General features: G+C 35.0%; 10 protein-coding genes. 6 read left to right on the top strand and 4 right to left on the bottom strand.

Annotated elements, in window-relative coordinates:
- Positions 1–10: 10 nt before the first annotated feature.
- Together EKM02_RS09355 and EKM02_RS09350 are read right to left on the bottom strand one after the other, a co-directional pair.
- Complete coding sequence (locus EKM02_RS09355) at positions 11–4,984, bottom strand: translocation/assembly module TamB domain-containing protein (RefSeq protein ID WP_126454486.1); 4,974 nt, start codon at positions 4,982–4,984, stop codon at positions 11–13.
- Between the two features lie 340 nt (positions 4,985–5,324).
- Positions 5,325–6,134 carry an NIPSNAP family protein gene (locus EKM02_RS09350; protein ID WP_126454484.1) on the bottom strand — a complete coding sequence of 270 codons (810 nt, stop codon included), beginning with the start codon at positions 6,132–6,134 and terminating at the stop codon, positions 5,325–5,327.
- Positions 6,135–6,646: 512 nt separating this feature from the next.
- Here EKM02_RS09350 and EKM02_RS09345 point away from each other — a divergent pair.
- From EKM02_RS09345 to EKM02_RS09320, 6 genes are all read left to right on the top strand, one after another.
- Positions 6,647–7,624: a FecR family protein gene (locus EKM02_RS09345; RefSeq protein ID WP_234423171.1), complete on the top strand. Its 978-nt coding sequence runs from the start codon at positions 6,647–6,649 to the stop codon at positions 7,622–7,624.
- Between the two features lie 10 nt (positions 7,625–7,634).
- Complete coding sequence (locus tag EKM02_RS09340) at positions 7,635–8,222, top strand: sigma-70 family RNA polymerase sigma factor (protein WP_233589397.1); 588 nt, start codon at positions 7,635–7,637, stop codon at positions 8,220–8,222.
- Between the two features lie 71 nt (positions 8,223–8,293).
- On the top strand, positions 8,294–11,695 hold the full coding sequence (locus tag EKM02_RS09335) for a SusC/RagA family TonB-linked outer membrane protein (protein ID WP_126454480.1): 3,402 nt from the start codon (positions 8,294–8,296) through the stop codon (positions 11,693–11,695).
- Positions 11,696–11,706: 11 nt separating this feature from the next.
- The gene (locus EKM02_RS09330; RefSeq protein WP_126454565.1) at positions 11,707–13,371 is read left to right on the top strand and encodes a RagB/SusD family nutrient uptake outer membrane protein; all 1,665 of its coding nucleotides are present in this window, start codon (positions 11,707–11,709) and stop codon (positions 13,369–13,371) included.
- A 58-nt stretch (positions 13,372–13,429) separates the two neighbouring features.
- On the top strand, positions 13,430–14,692 hold the full coding sequence (locus tag EKM02_RS09325; RefSeq protein WP_126454478.1) for a YdcF family protein: 1,263 nt from the start codon (positions 13,430–13,432) through the stop codon (positions 14,690–14,692).
- 9 nt (positions 14,693–14,701) lie between these two features.
- Positions 14,702–16,783 (top strand): glycoside hydrolase domain-containing protein, encoded by a 2,082-nt coding sequence (locus tag EKM02_RS09320; RefSeq protein WP_126454477.1) that lies wholly within the window; start codon positions 14,702–14,704, stop codon positions 16,781–16,783.
- Positions 16,784–16,891: 108 nt separating this feature from the next.
- On the opposite strand, the gene EKM02_RS09315 is transcribed toward EKM02_RS09320, so the two are convergent.
- Together EKM02_RS09315 and sbcD are read right to left on the bottom strand one after the other, a co-directional pair.
- Complete coding sequence (locus tag EKM02_RS09315; protein ID WP_126454475.1) at positions 16,892–20,476, bottom strand: AAA family ATPase; 3,585 nt, start codon at positions 20,474–20,476, stop codon at positions 16,892–16,894.
- 175 nt (positions 20,477–20,651) lie between these two features.
- On the bottom strand, positions 20,652–21,884 hold the full coding sequence (gene sbcD, locus EKM02_RS09310; RefSeq protein WP_126454473.1) for an exonuclease subunit SbcD: 1,233 nt from the start codon (positions 21,882–21,884) through the stop codon (positions 20,652–20,654).
- Between the last annotated feature and the right edge of the window lie 666 nt (positions 21,885–22,550).

Raw genomic sequence — 22,550 nt, 5'->3', positions numbered from 1 at the left:
AAAAAAACTTTTATTTATTTTTTTGCTTTGCTTTCTTCGCTTCACTTTTTGTAAATAATTCTTTGAATTTATTATAATCTAAAGTGATTATAAAGGCAATTCCAGTCTCGACGACTTCCCCTTGCAGCGCCACTTGGTATTTGTTTATGCGGTAGGCTCTCATTTTATACCTTCCATCTCTTGAGAGTTGATAATCTAAGGAAACATTGCCGGCAATATTATTGGTATTTTGATTGGCTTGCTGGGGCCCTTCAATCCCAAAGCTGCTGCCAACAGTAACTTTCAATCGGTCGTTCAGCAATTTTTTTGAAATGCCTACATTAAGATCTGTTTTGTTCTCGCGTTGCCCGGTAGTATAATCATCGGACGTATTCAGATCAAAATTCAGCTCTACTCCTTGAATTAAATCACCGGCGAGGTTGTTCAGTTGTTGGGATAAAATTTTACTGGCACTTTCTCTGGCCAGTGAGGAAACGGTTGCTCCGCCGGATTGACTGGCAAATGGGTTTTCTCCAATAAATCGATTCAAGAGCAGTAAGGCAAAAACCTGTTTGTTCAGCTCATCAGGTTGCTGACGCAATTGGGTCAGTTTAGCCTGAGTGGTATTTATAATCTCTGTTGAAACACTATTGTTCCCCTCTGGCAAAACTATATCAAATGAAATAGTGGGTTTGAGCAAAGCACCATTCATTTTTAATGCGGTTTCAAAAGGGATTTTTTGTTTGTAGGTATTTCTCACTTCGGTGGTAACACTTCCTAATTGGTCATTGACTAAATCAATTGGAGCCGCTTCTGTTTTATAAATTGCAGTTATATTAATATCAGCAGTTGTGGGCTCTCCTGTCCATAGAATGTAGCTGCCTTTTTTGATGTCAAATTTCCTTTTGATGGCGTTAAAGTTCATTTCATAACTCCCTTCGGACAATTCATAGCGTCCGGTCAGCGTTGTTTTTCCTGAAGGATCAATTCCTCCGTTTAATTGCGCTTCGCCTTTTAATTTCAAGAAATCCCCGTTGGCTTTGTCAATTACCATTGATAATTCAGCTTCTTTGTTTACCTCAATGTTTACGGATGCGTTAACCCCTTTTATTGTGGATTCACTGCTGAATTCTTCCAGAACAATGGTCTCCATTAATTTTGGATTGTCTTGGTCAATAAATTCTACAATTCCTTCCCTATCAGCTATTGAAGGATCTGATTGGGGCAAAACAATAGTGAATTTAGTCTCTTTATTAATACGTATGGTTCCTTCGACAATAGGATTGTCTAAATTTCCTGTTATTTTTAAATGGTTGTCTAAGTACAGCTCCCCATAATACAAATCATTGTCTTTCGCTTTAGAATTGACCGCTTTGAAGTTATCCGCATCCAGGGCTAAATCGAACCCAAAATTACTAAAATTGGCACTGTCAATTTTTCCGTTGATGGCTAAATCATTGTCTCTCTCATCATTGATAATGAAATTGTCAAAAACAATAGCGTTTTCAGTAAAGATAATTTTATCATTTAACGACTTAAATTTAGAATTGAGCGGCGTGGCTTTGAAACCAATTTCATTGAATTGTAATTCTCCAATTACTTTGGGCTGGCTTGTATTCCCAGTGATTTTAAAATTCCCATTCAAAAAACCGGTGCTTTCAGTGATATTATTCAACGTAAAACCTTGAATACTTTTTAAATTCAGCTTTTCAATATCCAGATTCATATCAAAACTACTGTTGTTTATTTTATAGTTTCCTTCTAATTTGACTTGGTTTCCCTGACCTGTAATAGCAACAACAGCATCGTATTGGTTGGAAATGGCATTATTTACTTTTATACTGATAGTTCCAATGGTATCTTTTTTGAACGTAAAATTTTCAATATTTAAATCCGAAGTAAAAACGGGCGATGTGGTTGTGTTTTTCACCACTGCGTTTCCATTGATCTTACCACTCAGTTGTAAATCCTTTTTCTCCACAAAACTCGTAATCGTTTTAATGTCAAAATCTTTGAAATCAATAGTGATCGGCGCATTAGGAGTTTCAGACTGTGATTGAATGCGAATGCTACTGCCGTTATTGTTCAATTCGAAATTATCTGCGTAAATTCCTTTTTTGCCAAACCGAATCAAATTAGCATCCGCTATTGTCCAAGATTCATAATTCAGCAGTAGTTTAGCGGGGTCAAGACGAACTTCGTTATTTCCGTTTGCCGCTTTTAGTGTTCCGCTTATGCCATATCGTTCTGCGTCTTTTGCATCCTTCAGCTGTAAGGTGTAATCCAGGATATTTTGCGCTACTTTTCCTGTAATACTCGTATGTGGGAGCTGAATTTGTTTGTTTTGAATGTCGTCTATAATTAAGCTGTAAACAAGTGCATTTGCTTGTGTGTCTAGTTTGAAAATTACATTGGTTATCGTGTTTTCTCCATAAATTAATTTTGGAACAGCGCCATTAAGAACAATTGAGTCGTTGAGAGAGTTGTATCTTCCGCTGATGCTAATGGGTTCCAGACTTTTTATGCTAGGAATTAATTTTATTAAAAGAGGACTGTCCTTGATACCAATTTGAAAAGCAAATTGTTGCTTTCCTACCACTGTTTTTTTAGCAGTAGGATTCTTGTCATAATATTTAGCAATCGAGTTTGTTAATGCTGTAGCAACTTTAGACAGCGTGTATTTTCCTTTTATTTCTGCATTTGCAAGCGAGGAACTCAGCAATAATGTATTCTTTTGAGTAGTAGATGTTGCAACAAGAGTGATCGAGTCTATCTCAAATTGTTCTGTTGCATTAGTGATGCTTATGCGGTTTGCACTTACACTTCCGTTGAGATAATCTAAATTTGCGGATTGAATGTCAGCATCTACAACGCCTCTTATTTTTAGTGGTCCTGCATGGAGATTTAGTTTTTCTAAATCAGCAATATCCACATTCAGTTTTAATTTTCCGGTAGGATATTTGTCTCTAAAGCTTCCGTTACTCACTAAATCAAACGTTAAATTAGGATCCTTTGCGTAGGCAGTAGCATTGAAATTTCCGTTGCGAACGTTTCCTTTTAAGCTTAAATTTTGATAGGTGTATTTGTTGTAATTTGCTTTTAGAATGTTGCCGTTCAAGGAGGCATTGGCTGTTTTTGGATCAAATCCAGTTCCTTTTACGCTTGCTTTTAGAGTGATTTTTCCAATGGAATCATTTTTGATAAAGCGTCCCAAATCAAAATTTGTAAACTCGGTTTGAACATCATATTTCTCGAAATTTTTTCTGTTTTGATTCAACGCCGCTTTGATCTTGGCAGTACCAAAACTACTTGACAGATTCAGGTTCGTATAGAAATTAGCAATGGTTCCTTTAAACGTTCCTTTGGCATTGAACTGCGGAGGCAGCAGGATCGAATTTGGGATTGTTCCATTGGGTAAAAAACCAATAAAATCTTTGGATCCTGATTGTAAGTTTTTGATATTCACGTCAAAATAGGCTTTATTTACATCTGGCAAACCTACTATGCTGCCGCTTGCTGCTACTTTTGTAGTACCAATGCCGCTAATCTCCATAGATGGGAATGTGATAGCACTCAATTTTCCGGTTATGTCACCGTTGATTAGCAAGATGGCATTGGGATTACTCTTAAATGGGTCTGTATTTGCTAAAGTTGGTACAAAGAGCAGTACATCTTTGACACCCAATTTGCTTTTTTTCAAGTAAGCAATCAGACCCAATTCTCCCGGAGTATCAGCCAAAGCGGCAAGAGATGGATATCCAATTCTGATTTCATCTCTCAATTCTGTCTGAGGTGTTTTTAAATACAGTTTTTTGAGAAACGCATTCTTTTTGCCATAGTAAAATTCTGCGTTAAAGGATTGGATATTCAAACCACTATGATCTTTAACGCTCATGGAATTAGCTACTCCAGATATATTAGTTGGGCCGTAATTTATGGCATCAATTTGTAGGTTTAAGTTAGTAAGATGCAAATGATTGTAATCCATGCCTTTGGCAACAGCCGCAACATTGTTGTTGTCATACCTAAAATCCACTCGCTTGATTTCCGTATTCTTGATTTTGATTTGCCAGTTATTGCCTTCTTCCGAAGCAGGATTTTTTTTAGTTTTAACGGGTTCTGATTTACCAAAAGCCAAAGCTCCTTTTAGACCCGATAATTCAATACTTTCAAGGAGTGCAAATTTGTTATTGATATCCAACCGGTCAATTTTAGCTACTAGTTTTTTCAAATAAAAAGCAGTAGATAACTTTGTTCCCTCACTTTGGTAATCAAAATCAATTTTTGCAAAATCAATTTCTCCTAGTTTTAATTTGAAAACGGGTTCCGGTGTATTTCCTGTGGGAACTTCTTTAGCAGCGGATTTCTGAACCAAACCTTGTTTTAATTTAAAGTGTAGTCCGTTGATTTTAGCCTTTGGAATTTCGAAATTCATTTGTTCTAAATCGAAAGTTTTAATTTTCGTTTCAAGGTGATTTAGATTGGTAGATAGATAATTTTTTGTAATCGCATCGGAATACGTTAACTGGATTCGGTCGAGCTTAATTTCGGATACAGAGAATTGCATGGGTGGCGAATCGCTCTTTTGTTCCTCTGGCGAGGCAAATGCATTCAGGATATAATCAAAATTAAAAACTGCTTTTGAATCCCGACTCAAATTAGTGGTGATGCCTTCGAGCTGAATGGAATTAATTTCGATTTTATTATTCATCAATTGAAAAAGACTAATATCTACAGCTAGTTTTTCTCCGGCAAAAAGGGTGTCTTTTTTTTGATCTTCAAAATAAACACCTTGCAGCATTATTTTTTTTGGAAATCCAATTTCTATTCGGTCAATAGTAACCTTAGTTTTGATTTTTCCTTCCAGATAGGTTACTGCTTTTTCTTTGACATAATTTTGAACAGACGGAGTTTGGATGGCCACAACCAAGACTAAGAACAATAGAAGTAGGAATCCTATTATCCAAAGGAAAATTTTTAAACTTTTCTTTAAATATTTTTTCAAAAGTGGTTTTATTTTGTGGCTAAAAATAACCAAATTAAATCAGAATTGCAATTTCAAGTACAAATGGAATAAGTAAACAAAGGTCAAAATTTAAAAAAGGAAAGTTAGTATAAAATCAAAAAAATATTGCATTAAATTTTTGATATCAATTTAAGGCGCATTAACCGTTTTTAGGTCTTGTACCTGAGTTTTCATAGCCGTTTTCATAAAGGAAAGACCTCTGAACATTAAACCAAATTTCAACAGAAAATAAGAGAGGTATTTTATTTTTTTTTGGTTTCTATGTAGGATTAAAAGAAAACCACCTGTAGTTGGTTTTGCAAGATGTCTAGACGCAAAACTAATAATCAGAATAATCAGTTGGATACAAAAAAGTGATGTCGATGTGGGAAATATTATTTTTATATTTTTCCATGGCAATTAGGGCTTTCCATTCCGGCGAATCTACAAAAGATTTCCAATGTGCTTCTCGGCTTGTTTGATCTGCGAAAGTAGTGAGGTACATAAGGTTTGGCATTTTGGGACCAGAGATCACTTCGCCATAAAAAACTGCATTAAAACCTAATCGATCAAAGAGTTTTATTTCTCCTCCTCCGTTAAACATGGCTACTTTGTTGGCGTAAATCGCTTCTGTGGCTGATTCGTAGCTTCTCAATTCGTATACACGACTGGATCTTGTGCTGTTCAAAGCGGGTTTTGTCAGGAAAGGATGGTCTGAAAAAGCCTGTAACAAAACGGATTCTATTCTCAAGTATGAAGGTTCATTGTAAACCGCATTCAAATAGGCTGATCCCTCAGTTAAGTAGGTTTTGTCTTTAGCTAGTTTTTCGTCAAGTGCAAGGAATTGTTCCAAAGTGGAAAACGGAATCAGTACCACAATTTTTTTCAAGGTATCTGTGGCGTTTGGTTTTAACTTGAATACCCCAATATTTTTGATTCCCAGTTTTTTTAATCCCGGCAAATAGGCTTCTTTTAGGTACTTGTCAGTTGTTTGTTCTTGTTGTTCTGTCTTGAAAATATAGGTTTTGAGCTGATACAATTCCCTAGGTTTTTGAACAGTTGTTGGTACAATCGTTTGCGCGGGTACCGGTTTAAAACTGGTATTAGTAAATACGATCAGCAGTGTGAAAAATAGGTTGGTTAATTTCATTTCATTTTTTTTGGTGGTAGGCTAGCCTGAATAATTTTTATAAAAGTAGCCATTATTGTCCGATAAAAAAAGAAGTTAAATGAATGTCTTACTGTTAAAACCTTATTTATTATGTTGTTCCGTTTTATGAAATGGAAGTATTTTTTAATATCTCTAGTAGTACTTAAGTCCCTTATTTACTATTTTCCACGCTAATAAGACATGGCTTTTCCAAGGGTGATAAATTCATTGTCCTAGTTGCAATACTATAGGCTTTTTTCAATGGGAAATATCTTTTCGTTGTTTCTTTTGAAAGTATTAATCATGGATCTTTTTCATAAATGAAGGATATTGCTTTTTTTTTGATATCTCTTTTAGTACTGTGACTTTGCGTGTTCTCTCAAGCTCAGCTATTCGAAGCTGATTTAAACCGGACAATTAACAATTCATTAACGATATCGTGTCGATTTGATGGTATTGAAAACTAGGGGTATTTCTCTTATTTTGACTCCTATTAATAAAGAGAATTTTTTATGTTGAATGTTAGTCAGAAAGAAAAAAAATGTGTGCGGTATCTTGCCAACGAAATGTCTATAGCAGAGCGATCTGTGTTTGAAATTGAGCTTTCTTTAGATGATGATCTCCTTGCAGTTTTTGAAAATTTTCAAACCATTTGGATGAATTATCCCAATAGTGAAGTGCCTATACGAACTATTTCTTTTGAGGAAATCATCACTAAATATAATAAACCAGAAAAGATAAAATCCGTAAAAATTTCTATCAAAAAGAAGGCTGTTTTTGCTATGGCTTTTCTTATGGTTTTTTGTCTGGGTTTTTATTTTATAGGAATGACTCCTTCCGGGTATACCAATCATAAAATTGCCCTTAAAGGGCAGCGGCTAACTTTTAAGTTGCCGGATAGCAGCACCGTTATTTTAAATTCAGGCAGTGAAGTTAAATATTCCAGTGATTTCAGTACACAAAGAGCTATCTGGTTGCAAGGGGAAGCTTTCTTTAAAGTTACGAAGAATACTAATTCTCCTTTTGTTGTACATACAAATGGTTTTGATGTGAAAGTTTTAGGAACAGAATTTAATGTCAGTAGCAATACCATTGATCAAACTGTTTCTTTGGCAAAAGGAAAAGTAAACGTATTGCTTAAAGAAAGTAAGGATGAAATTAACCTATTGCCAAATGAAGAAGTAGTGTGGAATTCTAAAACCAAGTTAGTGATCAAAAGAAATTTTGATGTGAATAAGGTTTCTGCTTGGAAAGACAATATACTTATATTGGATGATGAAAAATTTGAAGATGCACTCCCAAAAATTAATCAATTCTACGGAGTAAATTTTATCATTAAGGATGCTACTATTGCAAATCAGCATATAAAAGGAGCTTTTAAAAACCAGACAATTGATGAATTTATAACGTCTCTGGAGTTTATTTCAGGGGTAAGCATCACAAAAACTATTCAAAACAACATCGAGATATCCAAGTACCATGAAGATTAATGCAACAAAAATGGCTAGTAGTGATTGCTTTTCAGACGATTATTTATTTAAGCAAATTCAGAACGGTCAATACGAGGCGATGGAACTTTTCTTTAAAAGGTATTACACGCCTTTATGTCGTTTTGGAATGAGTTATGAATCGAACTCGTGCCTTGTTGAAGAAAAAGTGGCTGATATTTTTATTCAGTTGTGGACCAATAGAAACATTCTTGATACAATTAAAAACCCTAAATCTTACATCTATGTAATTGTGAAAAATAGTTTAAAAAAAATACGAAAATCAGAGCCATTTCACCAACAAATCGAAGAAACAAAAACTATAAACTCTATATTTTCGCCCAGTAGGGAGCAGGAGATTATTGAAAATGAACAAAAAGAAATGAAAACTAATTTGATACGTGAAATATTAGATATTATTCCTAAAAAATCACGTCAGGCATTTGAACTCAGTAGAATCGATGGTCTAAAATACAAAGAAATTGCGGAAATTCAAAACGTCACTCCTAAAACGGTTGAAAATCATATCGCTATTGCCCTAAAATATATTAGTAGGGCTTTAGAATCCTATAAAAAAAGAGGGTTGCTTAATTCCATCTAATAATTAATAGAAAACCAACTATTCTAAAATCAGTTTTGGTTTGTAAAAAACAATAAATAATCACAGATAAAATGAAACAAAAAATTATTCTAACGGTATCCTTATTGCTTCTGTTTGGTAATGGAATATCTTATTCAAAGACTTCAAATACAAGTGCTATTGAAGAGATTGCAGTCAAAAAAGAGAAAATCAATTTAAATCTAAAAGACGTTTCCATAAAGCAAACCTTTACTCTTATAGAACGACAAATAAACAATAGGTTTATTTATATGTCCGACCAAAAATTTCTTCAAAAGAAAATTTCTATTACCATCAACAACCAAGATTTAAATCAGGTATTAGCCGTTTTGAAAACTAAGGTGAGTCTTGATTTTAAGATCACTAAAAATGGCGTTTTAGTCAAAGAATTGGTTGGGATTACTCCAAAAAGCACGACAAAAAAGAATCAGGAAAACCGAAAAATTACAGGAGTGGTTTTAGACGAATCTAATTTGCCAATACCCGGAGCTTCTGTTTTTGTAGCAGAAACCACGATCACTGCAACAACGGATTTTGACGGAAAATTCACGATTAGTGTTCCAGCAAATACAACGGTTTTATCGGTGAGTTATATCGGATTTGAGACCAAAGAAATTAATATTGAAAACCAGACGGAAATAAAAGTAATGCTTTCGGAATCGGCTTCTCAATTAAACGAAGTTGTTGTTATGGGGTATGGAACAGAACAAAGACGAAATGTTACCGGTTCAGTATCGTCTGTAAAAATGAAAGAGATTGTATCACAGCCTAAAGCGAATGTAACTGAAATGCTGGAAGGCCGTTTGCCGGGTGTTCAAATCATGAGTGACAATAGCCCAGGCGGAGGCTCTTCTATTCGGGTACGCGGGTTTAGCACTATTAACAATAATGATCCGTTGGTGATTATTGATGGGGTTCCTGCTTCCAATGGTTTAAATGGAATCAATCCATCCGACATAGAAACACTTCAAGTATTAAAAGATGCTGCCTCGTCTTCTATTTATGGCTCTCGTGCGGCTAATGGAGTTGTCGTTATAACCACCAAAAAGGGAGGTAAAACTGGAAAAACTGAAATGCAATTTGATGGGTATTCCGGTGTTCAATCGGTATTTAATTTGCCTACTATGTTGAATGCGCAACAGTATGGAGACTTACTTTGGCAAGCAACTAAAAATGACGGGAAAGTTCCATCAAGCGGGATCTATGGTAGTAATCCTAATTCGCCTACAATACCGGCATTTCTCAATGCTGCCAATACGATTCCAAGTGGTGATGTGAAATGGATTAATGAAATCATGCGACCTGCAGCAGTTCATTCCTATAATTTATCATTGTCAAAAGGAGATGAAAAAAGTCAACACGCTTTTACACTTGGTTATTTTAATCAGGAAGGAATTATAAAGCATACTGGTTTTGAGCGTTTTTCGGCACGATTTAATTCTAGTTATAAAGTAAAAGACTTTCTGACTATTGGCGAAAATTTTACGGCTTCTTATTCGGAGCAAGTTGCAACAGGAACGAATAGCTCTTTGGGAAGTATTGTTTACAATGCCTTACAGTTTCCTTCTATTGTTCCGGTGTATGATATCAACGGAAATTTTGCGGGTAACCCAATCAATGATATTCCGAATCCATTGGGCAGTTTAACGCGGGCCAAAGAAAACAAACAAAAGCGAATTCAGGCTTTAGGAAATGTGTTTGCCAGTGTAAAAATTAGTGATTTTACATTTAAAACTTCTTTGGGACTGGACTTTCAAAATTATAATTTCAGGAATTTTTCACCTGTTTTTAATGAGATTCTTTCACAAAATGTTAAAAATGCTTTAACTACAAGCAATAGTTTTAATTATCAACTTACGATATCCAATACTTTAAATTACCAAAAACAATTTGGTCAACACAATCTGGATGTGCTTTTAGGACAAGAAGCGATTAAATATTATTACGAGGGTTTTGGTGCTTCTCGTCAAAATTTCCTTTATGAAGATCCCAATTTCAGATATTTAAGTTATGGCACCGAAAATCAATTAAATATGGGAACTGCAAATGAATGGGCTTTGAACAGCTATTTTGGTAGAGTGAATTACAATTTTAATCAAAAATATATAGTTAGTGCCACAGTTAGAAGAGATGGGACTTCTAGATTAGCCAATAATAATTGGGGTACCTTTCCTGCAATTTCTGGTGGATGGAGATTAGACAAGGAAGAATTTTTTGATTTTGGAAACACATTTACTTCCTTTTTACTTCGTGCGAGTTGGGGACAAACCGGCAATCAAGAATTACCGTCCTATTCTACGGTGGATAGTTATTCTAACAATAATAATTATTCTGATTATGCCATTGGAGGGCAAAATGTGATTGCAACAGGATTGACACAAACGAGAGTTTCGAATGCGAATTTATCTTGGGAAACTACGACTCAAAAAACAATTGGATTGGATCTTGGTTTTTTTAATAATAAATTAAATGTAACGGCAGAATATTACAACAAAGAGACTAATGATATTCTCGTTTATAATGTAATTCCTTTAACTTATGGAGGTACAAATGACGGACAATGGATTAATGATGGGCAAATGAAAAACCACGGTTTTGAATTGGATTTAAATTATGCCGATAAAATTAGTAATTTCTCCTATGATCTTGCTTTGAATTTGACGGGATACAAAAATGAATTGACCACTTTGAACAGTGTTCCCTATTTGGGAATTCCTAGTTCTTCCCTGCATACAGTAAATTTTGGTCAGGAAATATCCAGAAGTGCCGTTGGGCAACCTATTGGATCTTTTTATGGATTTGTTTCCGAAGGCTTATTTCGCAGTCAACAAGAAGTTGCCGATTATGGGATGCAGCCCAATGCGCAAGCAGGAGATCTTAAATTTAAAGATGTAAATGGTGATGGAGTAATTAACAATAATGACAGAGCTTTTATTGGTTCTCCCCATCCGGATATCATGTTGGGTTTTAATATCAATTTGAAATACAAACAGTTTGATTTAGGAATGTTTTTTAACGGAAGTTTTGGAAATGACATCTATAATCTGACAAAATACAAAACTAATTTCTTTAATCAGGCTGCTTATAATAAAGACAGTGCATTATTAGGCGCCTGGACGATTGACAATCCTAATTCTTCTATTCCAAGATTGTCTTTAGATGACAGAAATAACAACATTCGACCTTCTTCGTATTATGTAGAGGATGGTTCGTATTTTAAACTAAACAATTTACAAATGGGTTATACTTTTGCTCCAGAAGTTCTAGCCGGAATGAAATTACGTTTGTATGGACAGGCGAGTAATGTATTTACGATTACCAAATACAGCGGTTTGACACCACAAATTGGGCTGCAAAGTTATTCTTCAAGCAACCGAAATCTTGATATAGGTATCGATAGAGGAATTTATCCCACTTCAAGAACATTTACTTTTGGCTGTAATTTAAACTTTTAAATTTAAAAATGATGCGAATAAAAAACACAATAAAAATAGTAGCTTTTCTGGCTTTAGGACTTCAAATGAGTTCTTGTTCTGATACATTTTTAGAAGAAGTTACATACGGTGAAGTTGATCCTTCCGAAATGACGAAGCCGGCTAATGTAGAACGCGCCATTATATCCGCCTACAGCGTTTTAAACGGACAAATTGACGGAGCCTCAAATGCCCTTAATTCACCCAGTTCGAATTGGAGTTTTGGAGATGTCACTTCGGATGACAGTTATAAAGGCGGTGGAGGAACTGGAGATCAGAACAATATTCACCAAATGGAGATTTACAATGAAAACTCGACCACGTTGGATATAGAACGCAAATGGGTGGCACTGTACGAAGGGGTGAAACGGGCAAATGAAGCCATGCGATTGTTAAATGCTTCTTCTGATTTTGAAGCCAGTTTGAAAGTTAAACGAATGGCAGAATTGCGATTCTTAAGAGGACATTTTTATTTTGAGTTAAAAAAAATATACAATCGTATCCCGTATATTGATGAAACGGCAGCTACAGTAGCTGATTACGCTAAATCCAATACGACTTTCAGCTCAACGGAATTGTGGACTAAAATCGAAACCGATTTTCAATTGGCCTATGCCGATCTACCCGTTACACAAACAGAGTTAGGGCGACCAACCAAGATCGCAGCTAAATCTTATTTGGCTAAATGTTATGTTTTCCAAAACAAATGGCAATTAGCCTATGATGCTACGACCGAAATAATGAGTAGTAATTATGGTTTATTGGCTGATTTTCAACAACTCTTTTTGCCGGAAAATGATAATAATAAGGAAGTTATTTTTGCGATACAGCATTCTGTAAAAGATGGTCAACCTAGTTCGTATAACGGGAGTATTGGAGATCGCTTATCAGCTCCCGGAGGTCCATTTTATTCCCAATATGGTTTTCACCGTCCTACACAGAATCTTGTGAATGCCTTTAAAACGGATGCTAACGGTTTGCCATTGGAAAACAACATCAACGTTGTATCCAGTGATAATGTAGATCCACGTATCGATGTCACAATAGGCCGTCCGGGAATCCCTTACAAAGATTTAGGCATTTTATACCAAGACAGCTGGGCAAGAGATTTAGCAACTTACGGGGCATTTGCTCCTAAAAAGCGAATTGTTTCTGCTAAATCTGCTTTTCATGTTACTGTTTGGCCGTATGTAAATGCTTTGAATTATTATATTCTTCGATATGCTGAGGTTGTTTTATGGAGAGCAGAAGCCGCTATTGAAATTGGAAAAATAGATGATGCGCGAATTTTAGTGAATCAAATTCGGAATCGTGCTGCTACCTCTACTTATGTAAAGACTTTAGATGGAAGCGCAAACGCAGCAAACTACAATATTAAATCTTATAACGCTATTTGGACTGATAAAATTACCGCAAGAGCTGCTGTACATTTAGAAACCCGTTTAGAATTGGCTATGGAAGGCCACCGTTTCTTTAATTTGGTTCGATGGGGAGAAGCAGATACTGTTCTAAATGCCTATTTGAAAGTCGAAAAAATAAGAAGAACGCATTTGACAAATGCGTTCTTTACCAAAGGGAAAAACGAATATTTCCCAATTCCACAGCGGTATATTGATGCACTGCCAATAGGCACAGTAACTCAGAATAACGGTTTTTAAAAATAAATTTAAGTAAATTGGGCAATCGACCAGGTTGCCCAATTTTTTATACAAAAAGATGAGAAAAATAATTTATTTAGTACTAGCGTTTGTAACTATTTCAGGCTATTGCCAAAAAGCGAAAGGATTTGAATTGGGGTATGTTTCGTCTATTTCAGGTTCGGTGATTCAGGACAAGAATTTTTATTTATTGACTGCCATTCAAAACGATAAAGCCGTTAGTCAACTGCTGGAAAAGAATAGTTTTTTCAAAACAATTTTTGAGAATCAGCAGCAAGAAATTGGGTACAAACTAACGTCCTGCAAAGACAGCATTTCATGCTTGATTAGTGGGTATCAATTTGAAGAAAAAGAACTTAAAAATATTGTCGATGAACTTCAAATTTTGATGAAAGACGAAAAGGTACTTCAAGATTTTGTAAAAAATAATTTGCGTTCTTCTGGGAAATACGAAAATTTTAAAAACAGTACCGATACGGAATTATTATTGAAAGCATGGCAACTTTGTGCTCAGGGGATGAATCGTATCATGAAGGTATATGGTCTTGGGGAAGCACCGCAATATGCTAAAATGGATTCGGTTTCTTATGACGTTCAGTCTGAATTTTATAAAGGATCGGTCTTTATGTGGTCAGATTTTCTTCATAATAAGAAGCCGAAAGAGAATGCCCTGTTTTTTCAGGAAAGCTTAGATTTTAGCTTAGCACTCATGTATATGAACCATCGGGATGAGGTGGAACGCTACGAACCCTTGGAGGAAAAGGAGAACAAGAAAGCAATCGCTCATATAAAACAAATTAATTTCGATGCTTTTGATTATGCTTCTGTTCTAATTTTAGGTAACGGCCCGGAAAATTATCAAGACCGATTGTCTGCCATTGGAAAATTAAATTTGCAATTAGGAGTATTGGAATATGAAGCTAAGAAAGCCCCACTAATCATTGTTTCTGGAGGTCATGCCCATCCTTTTAGAGCGACTTATTGTGAGGCGATCGAAATGAAAAAAGAACTGATGAATGTGCATCATATTCCTGAAGAAAATATTCTAATTGATCCTTTTGCCCGGCACACCACAACTAATTTGCGTAATGCAACCAGATTGATGATTGGGTATCAAATGCCTCTTGACAAAAAAAGTATTGTAGTAACAAATGCGAATCATAGCGATTATGTTGGAAATCCAAACTTTAATGCGCGTTGTATGGAAGAATTGGGTTATTTGCCTGCAGTTATTTTAAAAAGACTAAATTCGACTGCGATAGAATTTCTACCCAATGTGGAATCTTTGCATCAAAATCCAATTGATCCCCTAGATCCGTAAATGTATACCATGAAAAAAATACTCGTACTTGGATTAGCAATCGTTACAGTAGCTTGCCAGCCTTTAAGAAATAATAGCGCTAATTTAGCCTCTTCGACAGTAGAAAAAGTAAATGTCTTTTTAGGTACTTCAGGAGATCATGGACAAATGTCTCCAGCTGCTTCTTCTCCCTTCAATATGATGAGTATTGGCCCGCAAACTTATCCTCATATTCATTCGGGTTATGAGCATTTAGCAAAAGAATTTCTAGGATTTACCCACAGCCGTATCGAAGGAGTCGGGTGTTTGGGAAGTGGAGGAAATCTTTTGATAAAACCTATTTTAGATGGAGATGACAAAACGGAATTACTCAAAAAACAGGAATCAGCTTCTCCGGGTGTTTATAAAGTAGCTTTTGAGAATGGGATTCAGGCCCAAATGAGTGTAAAACAAAATTTCGGACTCCATCAATATGAATTTCCTAGAAAAGGAGCAGGGCTGCATATTGATTTATCTCATGCATTTGTAAATCGATTTGTTGCCGAAGCGCATGAAATTGGAACCAAAAGTATTAGTGGTTGGATAGATACTCAAACCACTTGTGACAAGGGAATATATCGTATTTATTATGTGTTGGAATTCTCTAATTTGGTTACAATTATAAAAACAGCTGACCATCAATATCGTATTACTGCGCCCGAAGATGCCACGGAAATGGGAGTCCGTGTTGGTTTTTCCTCTGTAAGTACGGCTTTCGCCAAAGCAAAAATAGAAGTAATTTCCCTGAAAGAATTGGCTTCACAAACTGCGGCAGTTTGGGAGCATCATTTGAACAGAATAGAAGTTGAGGGTGAAAAAGATAGGGTAGCTTTATTTTATTCCCTTTTATACCGCGGATTACAAGCACCGTTTTTAGTTTCGGAAACCAATAGTACTTATAAAGCCATTGATGGATCCATTCAAAAATCTACAAGTCCAATCTACAGCGGTTGGGCTATTTGGGATAATTATCGCGAACAATTGCCTATGCTTTCACTAGCCTATCCAGAACGTTTTGGACCTATTGTAAATTCTATTGCAAATTTGTATCCGTATGGGAAGAATAATTGGGCTACAAAACACGAATCTTCCCCTACAGTACGAACGGAACATGCGATTGTTGTCTTATTGGACGGCTACAAAAAAGGATATCCTGTAAATTTTAATGCTATTAAAGATTCCTTAATCGCCGAAGTGGATCGTTTGGAATATAATGCACCTGATAAGGCTTTGGAATCCTCGTATGACAGTTGGGCGCTTTCTGAAATTCTGAAAATCACCAACGATTCTGTTTTGAGTGCCAAGTATTTGAATAAAGCGTTAGAATATAAGCACTATTGGGAAAAAGATTTCGCTGATTTATCCCAGAAAGATATCGATAAAATGCCTTCTCGCGGAATGTATCAGGGCACTGTTTGGCAGTATCGCTGGTTCGTTCCTTTTGATGTATCAGGTCTCAAAAAATTAACGGGCGGAGAAACTCCCTTTTTAAACCAATTGGACCAGTTTTTTGCGGAGGACAATTACAACCATGCGAATCAGCCGGATTTACAAGTTCCGGGACTGTATAATGCGAGTTCCCAACCCTGGAAATCACAAAAACTGTTTCGGAATATTATGTTGGATACTGTAGTTCAGGCTTATTTTAATGACAATAGCAAGGGAATTGATTCCTATATTGGGAGGATCTATAAAAACGAACCCCAAGCCTATGTCCGCACTATGGATGATGATGCCGGTACGATGTCCTCTTGGTTTGTAATGCGAAGTATAGGTCTGTCTCCAGCAAATATTGGCAGCCCCATTTATTATTTGACAGCTCCAATCTTTGAGTCCGTAAAATTAAATTGGGAAAATGGAAAATCATTTCACATACAAGTGTCTAATTATAATAAAGAGTACTTTTATGTCCAATCAGCTCAATTAAACGGCCAGCCAATATACAGAAATTGGTTGACACAAGAGGAGATTAGCAAAGGAGGAACTCTGATCCTTGAAACTGCTGCTGTACCAAATAAAAAATGGGGAATCGAGAATCAGTGGATTTCAAAAACAGCAGAAGCAGAGGATTAATTGAAAGAGCGCGCATTGGCAGCATTTTGAATCGTATTATTTTGTCGCAAAAATACGAGATATTTGCGACAAAATTATAGGTTTAATTCTGGTACTAATACGTGGTTGTTAATCCACAATTTCAATAGTACTAAACTCACTCGTATATTTTTTTACTTGAATTTGAGTGGTAATTCTTTTTTTCAATTCTTCCACATGCGAGATGATCCCAATTTGGCGGTCGTCATTTTGGCGAAGCATTTCCAGCGTGTCTAATGCATTGTTCAAGTTCTCAGGATCGAGTGATCCAAAACCTTCGTCGATAAATAAAGAACGGATTTTAGTGTTTTTACTCGCAAGGTCGGATAATCCTAACGCTAACGATAAACTTACCAAAAAAGTTTCACCACCAGAAAGCGAATTAATATTGCGAATTTCCCCAAAAAAGTTATTGTCTTTTATTTGCAATTCCATTTCATCTGAGGTGTCATCTTTAAAAAGTTCATATCTGTTGAACATGGTTTCTAGATGCTTATTGGCGTGTTGTACCAATAAGGAAAGCGTAAAATCTTGAGCGAATTTTTTAAAAGCTTTGCCATCAGAAGAACCTACCGTTTTATTTAATAAATCCCATTTCTGGAATACATTGTTTTTTGTTTTGATTACATCAATTATCAGCTGATTTTCCTCTTTTATTTTATTGTCATTATTAATTTGTTCCTTTAATTGTCCAATTTCTTGATTTATTTTTGTTTTTTCTTGCTCTGAAGCCACTTTTTCGACATTTAAATCTTCTACTAATTTAGCTGTTAAAGGATTTGAATTGAGTTCCTCTTGTTTGAGTAAATTAGCATTCAATGCTCCTTCGATTTGTTGTTTTTTAGTCTCGAATGTTTGTTTTTGTGCAATTAACAAAGCACTGTTTTCTAAGTTTAATGCTTCTTGTAATTGGACACTGTTTTCGAAACCATTTTCAGTCAGCTTATCATTCAATTGGGCTGTAGCCAAACGAAATACATCATCTAGTTCTGATTTTTCGGCAACCAATTGCCCTACATCAACGTGTTTGTTTTTGATGGAAGCCAAGGTGATTTCCTTTTTACCTTTCCATTTGGTTACCAAATCTTGTTCCGTTTTACCTTTAATTTGCAAACGGGATTCTTCCTCTTGTGGTGATTTTAATTCAAAATTGGCCGTTTGATTTCTAAATTCATTCTCTAGCAAACCTTTTTTAGTGTTAAGCGCTTCATCTTCTTTTATATACTTTGAAACACTCTCTTCTAAGCTGGTACTTTTTGTTGAAAACGCCGTTGTGGCATTGTTCACGGTTACAATTTCAGTCTGATTGGCTTTTAAAATTTCATTACCGGCATTCAGTTTTCTTAAATTGTCCCCTAGTTTCTTGCCGATTTCAGAAACGGCTGCGATGTCATTTTCTTCTAAATTCTCATCAAATGAATAGAATATCTTTTTTATAAAAGCGAAATTTTCGGCTATGTTAACTTCCTTTTCGTCTATTTGTTTTTTGGCAGTTTGATATGCAGTATCGGACAAATGAATTTCATTTAAATGGCTGGTTTTATTGGAATACAATTTATTAACACGGTCATAAGCTGCATTCAATTCCGATAGTTTATTAATCCGGGTTTGAACAAAGTCAAATTCAGCTTCCAAATTGAGAATTGCAGCTTCAATATCCTCCATTTTCAACTCTTTTTCAACTTGTAAAACGTATTTTAATTTAGCAGTAGCTTCCTGAATTTCAGCAATAGTTGCATTCGTGTTTATGATTTGTTGACTGGAACTTGCCACTTTTTTTACAGCTTCTTCCTTTTCATTTTCCTTTAATTTAATTTCGTAATCTAGATTTTTGATTTCATCGTCAATATCATTTTTAGAAAATATTTCAGGTAAATTCATGGCATAAGGGTGCTCTTTAGAACCGCATAACGGACAATCTTCGTCCTCTTTTAAATTGTGTCGGTGTTCCTCAAAACTCGCCAATAACTGTTTTAAGTTTTTATTTTCTTGTAAGATCCCCAGCGATTTTTTTTTGTCAAAAATTGCTGTTTCTAAAGTTTCCCTGGATAAATTAGCGGTAATTAATTCGGCAGAATTTAGTCTTAATTGATCATTTTGACTTTCTAATTTTGGAAAATACTCTAATAATTTCTTCCAGTTTTCTAAATCGGTTTTTGTATTGTCTTTTAGTTTCGACAAATTTTCTGAGGTATCTGAATCCTTTTTTTGTAATTCTAATAAATCAACTTCCGATTTTAATGTAGTGTTTTCGTGTCTTGTGTTTTGCAATAACTTTTCTATCCCAATATTTTTTGTATCATAATCAGAAATCTGTTTTTGTAAACTTTCAATATTAAACGATTCAATTTCTTTTTGAGATTTTTCAATATCCTGCCGTTTTAAAATCACAGCTCCCTTCTCTGTTTCCCATGAGCCATATTTTTCATGTTGTACAATGGTTTTTTGGTTCTGTTCAATTGCAGAATCTAAGATTGATTTTTTGGATGTTTGAGCCTTCAAATCTTCTAGGTTTGAATCGAAATTGCTTTTTGCTGTTACTAAATCTTTAGCATTTTGTTTTAGGGTTTCATTATTATTTGCAATCGCTCCAAAAGTTGTTTTGGCACTTTCAATTAATGGTTTTTTAAGTAATTGCTCTTTTTGAGTTTCTTCTAGTTTTTTGATTGCAGATTCTAATTCGGGTGCAATGGTAGCCAAAATTTTATTTAAACTTTCAATTTCATCAATCGTTCTTTGCGTGTTTACTGTATTTTTAGCGCACTCTTTTTCACTGTTTTGAAAAGCTAGCCAATCTCTTTCTATTAGCTTTGCTTTGCTGTAATGATCTAATTTTTGATATAATTCGATATTATCTAAAAAGTGTTGTTTCACCAATTCAAGCGAATTTTTATGCCGATTTATTTCTGTTTTCGTATTTTCAACAGCCGCTAACCAAGCAATTTCCGCTAGAATTCGGGTTAATTTTGGTTCTATTTCCTTAATCGTATTTTCTTTTTCTTCAAATGAAACGGCAATAGCATTTAATTCTTCTTCATTTAAAATATTTTCGTTTATGGTGGCTCTTAGGTTATTAATTTCAGTTTCAAAGGCTTTTGTATGCTCAAAAACCTTCTTCGAGATTTCTTCATAAATTTGTGTCCCCGTTATTTTGCTCAACATTTCGGCACGTTCATCCGGTTTTGCTTTTAAAAACGCTGAAAAATTATTTTGAGCCAATAAAATGGATTTGGTAAATTGCTCGTATTTTAGCCCAATAATTTCTTCTATCATTGGATTGACGTTTGATACTTTTTCGGCAATTAACCGAAATTCACCATTCTCTTTTCTAGACAATTTTCTGTCATCCGTCGCATTTATTTTGTTATTTTTATTGAATGAAGCTGCCCATCTGGCCAAATAAACGATGTCATTTACTTCGAATGTAACCTCTGCATAAGCATCTTTTTGATTGCGGGTGATTATTTCAGAACTCGGTTTGTCATTGCCATATCGATTTATTTTACCGTATAACGCCAAAGTAATTGCATCCAAAATGGTCGATTTTCCGGCTCCTGTTTGACCGGTAATAGCATACAAACCTGCATGGGCCAAAATTCCATCGGTAAAATTAATTTCGGGTTGAACCCCTTTCAAAGACTGTATGTTGTTGATGTTTATTTTTAAAATTTTCATACTAAGATAATATTTGCTTTTTAAAGGAATATGGTATCGCCATTCTTCATTCCTGTTTGTGATTTGGAATCATAGCGATTTCATAAGAAGATGCTATTTTTTTATTGAAATCGGACAGAATTCTGTAATGCTTTGCCGGTGGTTTATCGCTTGGGTCAAAAAATGTTTTGAAAACCTAATGTGTGTTATTAATTTCATCCAATATCTGCATAAACAACGGCATTATTCCGGCAATACTTTCTTCATTCATTCCTTTTTTTTCGCATCTTATAGTAAAGATTTTTGGGATATTATCCAAAGGATTATTATCGGTACCGGCAATATATTCTTCTCTTACTGATTGATTATTAATTGGGGTAAACTTAGTAGTTCGGTTCAAAATTTCTATTTTTCGATCAATACATAAATCATTTATCTTGTTATTAAAGTCAATATAATTTACAGCTTCAGTAATTATGATTTCTGCCCAAGTTGGCAATACTTGTGAATGTTCATGTAATTTTATTTTTTCAATAATTTCATCAGCCTTTCCTTCAAATCGTATCACGCTCCTTTGCAAAGGGATCGGCAGAGATTCATGTGCTATTTTATTATCGGCAATCGTCAAAACAGTTATTTCTTTAAGATCATTGCGTTCGTTAAAACTGAGCGAAATTGGGGAACCGGCATATTTGGCAATCACATTATCCGGATGTTGGACCATCTGAGGTTTGTGAATGTGCCCCATTGCAATATAATCATATCCGGATGAAAATACACTCGATGGGATTTGTCCGAGTGTCCCCACCAAAGAATGCATTCTTTTTTCGGCGGGTTCACTGAGAATACAGCCGGTTACATACAAATGCGCCGTGCCAATAACGGGTACACCTGGATAATTCGTTTTTGCTTGTTTCAACAAATTATCGTAGTGCTTTTTTACTTCCGCTGTAAATAAACCATGGGCTTCATTGACGGTTTCGCCCTCGATAATTTTACGAATATCACCATCACGAAGGTAAGGCACTGCGGCAATAACGGCTGCGGCATTTGTTGTTCCGCGTTTGTAAACTGGGATTAATTCTCCCACATTGTTAAGATCGCCACCGACAATACTTACATTTAAAATTTTGAAAATATCTTTATAAGAATTTAATCGAGACGCTGAATCGTGATTGCCACCAATAATTATAACTTGTACCTTGAGTTTATAAGCCTCCAACAAAAAATAATGATATTTGTTTATGGCTTCAATTGAAGGACTCGAAACATCAAAAATGTCCCCAGCAATAATAATAGCATCAATAACCTGCGTTTGAATGGTTTTTAACAACCAATCGATAAAATAGGTGTGTTCCTCAATTCTTGATTTTTGCAAAAAGGTCTGTCCAAGATGCCAATCGGCGGTGTGTATTATTTTTAACGACATGAATTTTTTGTTATTGAGATTGTTTTACTACTTTTAAAAGATGCTGCTGACTAAATAATGATGCAATTTCAGTTTTTTTATTGACTTTCCACTACTATCCCTAACGCGAAGATAATAAAACCAGAATATTTAGTTGTTTAGCATGATACCTTATATATAGGATATAAAAGCAATAGTAGAATTTAGACTTTACATTATATAGGAGAAAACCTTTTAATCCGTTGCGATCTTTTGTTAGGATAAAGGCTCTATGCGATATTTTTCAGTAAAGAAAAAAGAGCCAAAGGCATAAAAAGTGCAATAAAGCGTGATTTGGATAGGTTTCAAAAAAAGGGAATGGAGATTAAAGCTTTGTGAGGATAGATAAAAAGGTGATTTAGGATTGAAACGGATTAAAAGGGGAGTTAAGAATTAGGATTATTTAAAAAACTTTGATCTTCAAAAAACGAGATATCAGCTAGTTAAAGACAAAGTTAAGAAAAGTTTAAAAAAAAGGGAATAAAAAGCTTGTAAAAGCGAATAAAGGTGCTAGTTTTGCACCCGCAAACAAGTTCACCGAACATTAATTAGAATATAATTATAGAGAGGTAATGGTTTAGAAGTTCTTTAAAATACTGGCAAGTTAGTTAGATCAAAAGGAAAATTTATTTTCAAAAAAAGATTTAA

Source organism: Flavobacterium sp. RSP49 (assembly GCF_003968735.1).
GTDB lineage: Bacteria > Bacteroidota > Bacteroidia > Flavobacteriales > Flavobacteriaceae > Flavobacterium.
Note: the sequence above shows the minus strand (reverse complement) of the source record. Positions and strands in the feature narration are given on the sequence as shown.

Coding starts and splice junctions, on each gene's coding strand:
- EKM02_RS09350 (WP_126454484.1), bottom strand. CDS start 6,134: ATGAAATTAACCAACCTATTTTTCACACTGCTGATCGTATTTACTAAT.
- EKM02_RS09345 (WP_234423171.1), top strand. CDS start 6,647: ATGTTGAATGTTAGTCAGAAAGAAAAAAAATGTGTGCGGTATCTTGCC.
- EKM02_RS09340 (WP_233589397.1), top strand. CDS start 7,635: ATGGCTAGTAGTGATTGCTTTTCAGACGATTATTTATTTAAGCAAATT.
- EKM02_RS09335 (WP_126454480.1), top strand. CDS start 8,294: ATGAAACAAAAAATTATTCTAACGGTATCCTTATTGCTTCTGTTTGGT.
- EKM02_RS09330 (WP_126454565.1), top strand. CDS start 11,707: ATGCGAATAAAAAACACAATAAAAATAGTAGCTTTTCTGGCTTTAGGA.
- EKM02_RS09325 (WP_126454478.1), top strand. CDS start 13,430: ATGAGAAAAATAATTTATTTAGTACTAGCGTTTGTAACTATTTCAGGC.
- EKM02_RS09320 (WP_126454477.1), top strand. CDS start 14,702: ATGAAAAAAATACTCGTACTTGGATTAGCAATCGTTACAGTAGCTTGC.
- EKM02_RS09315 (WP_126454475.1), bottom strand. CDS start 20,476: ATGAAAATTTTAAAAATAAACATCAACAACATACAGTCTTTGAAAGGG.
- sbcD (WP_126454473.1), bottom strand. CDS start 21,884: ATGTCGTTAAAAATAATACACACCGCCGATTGGCATCTTGGACAGACC.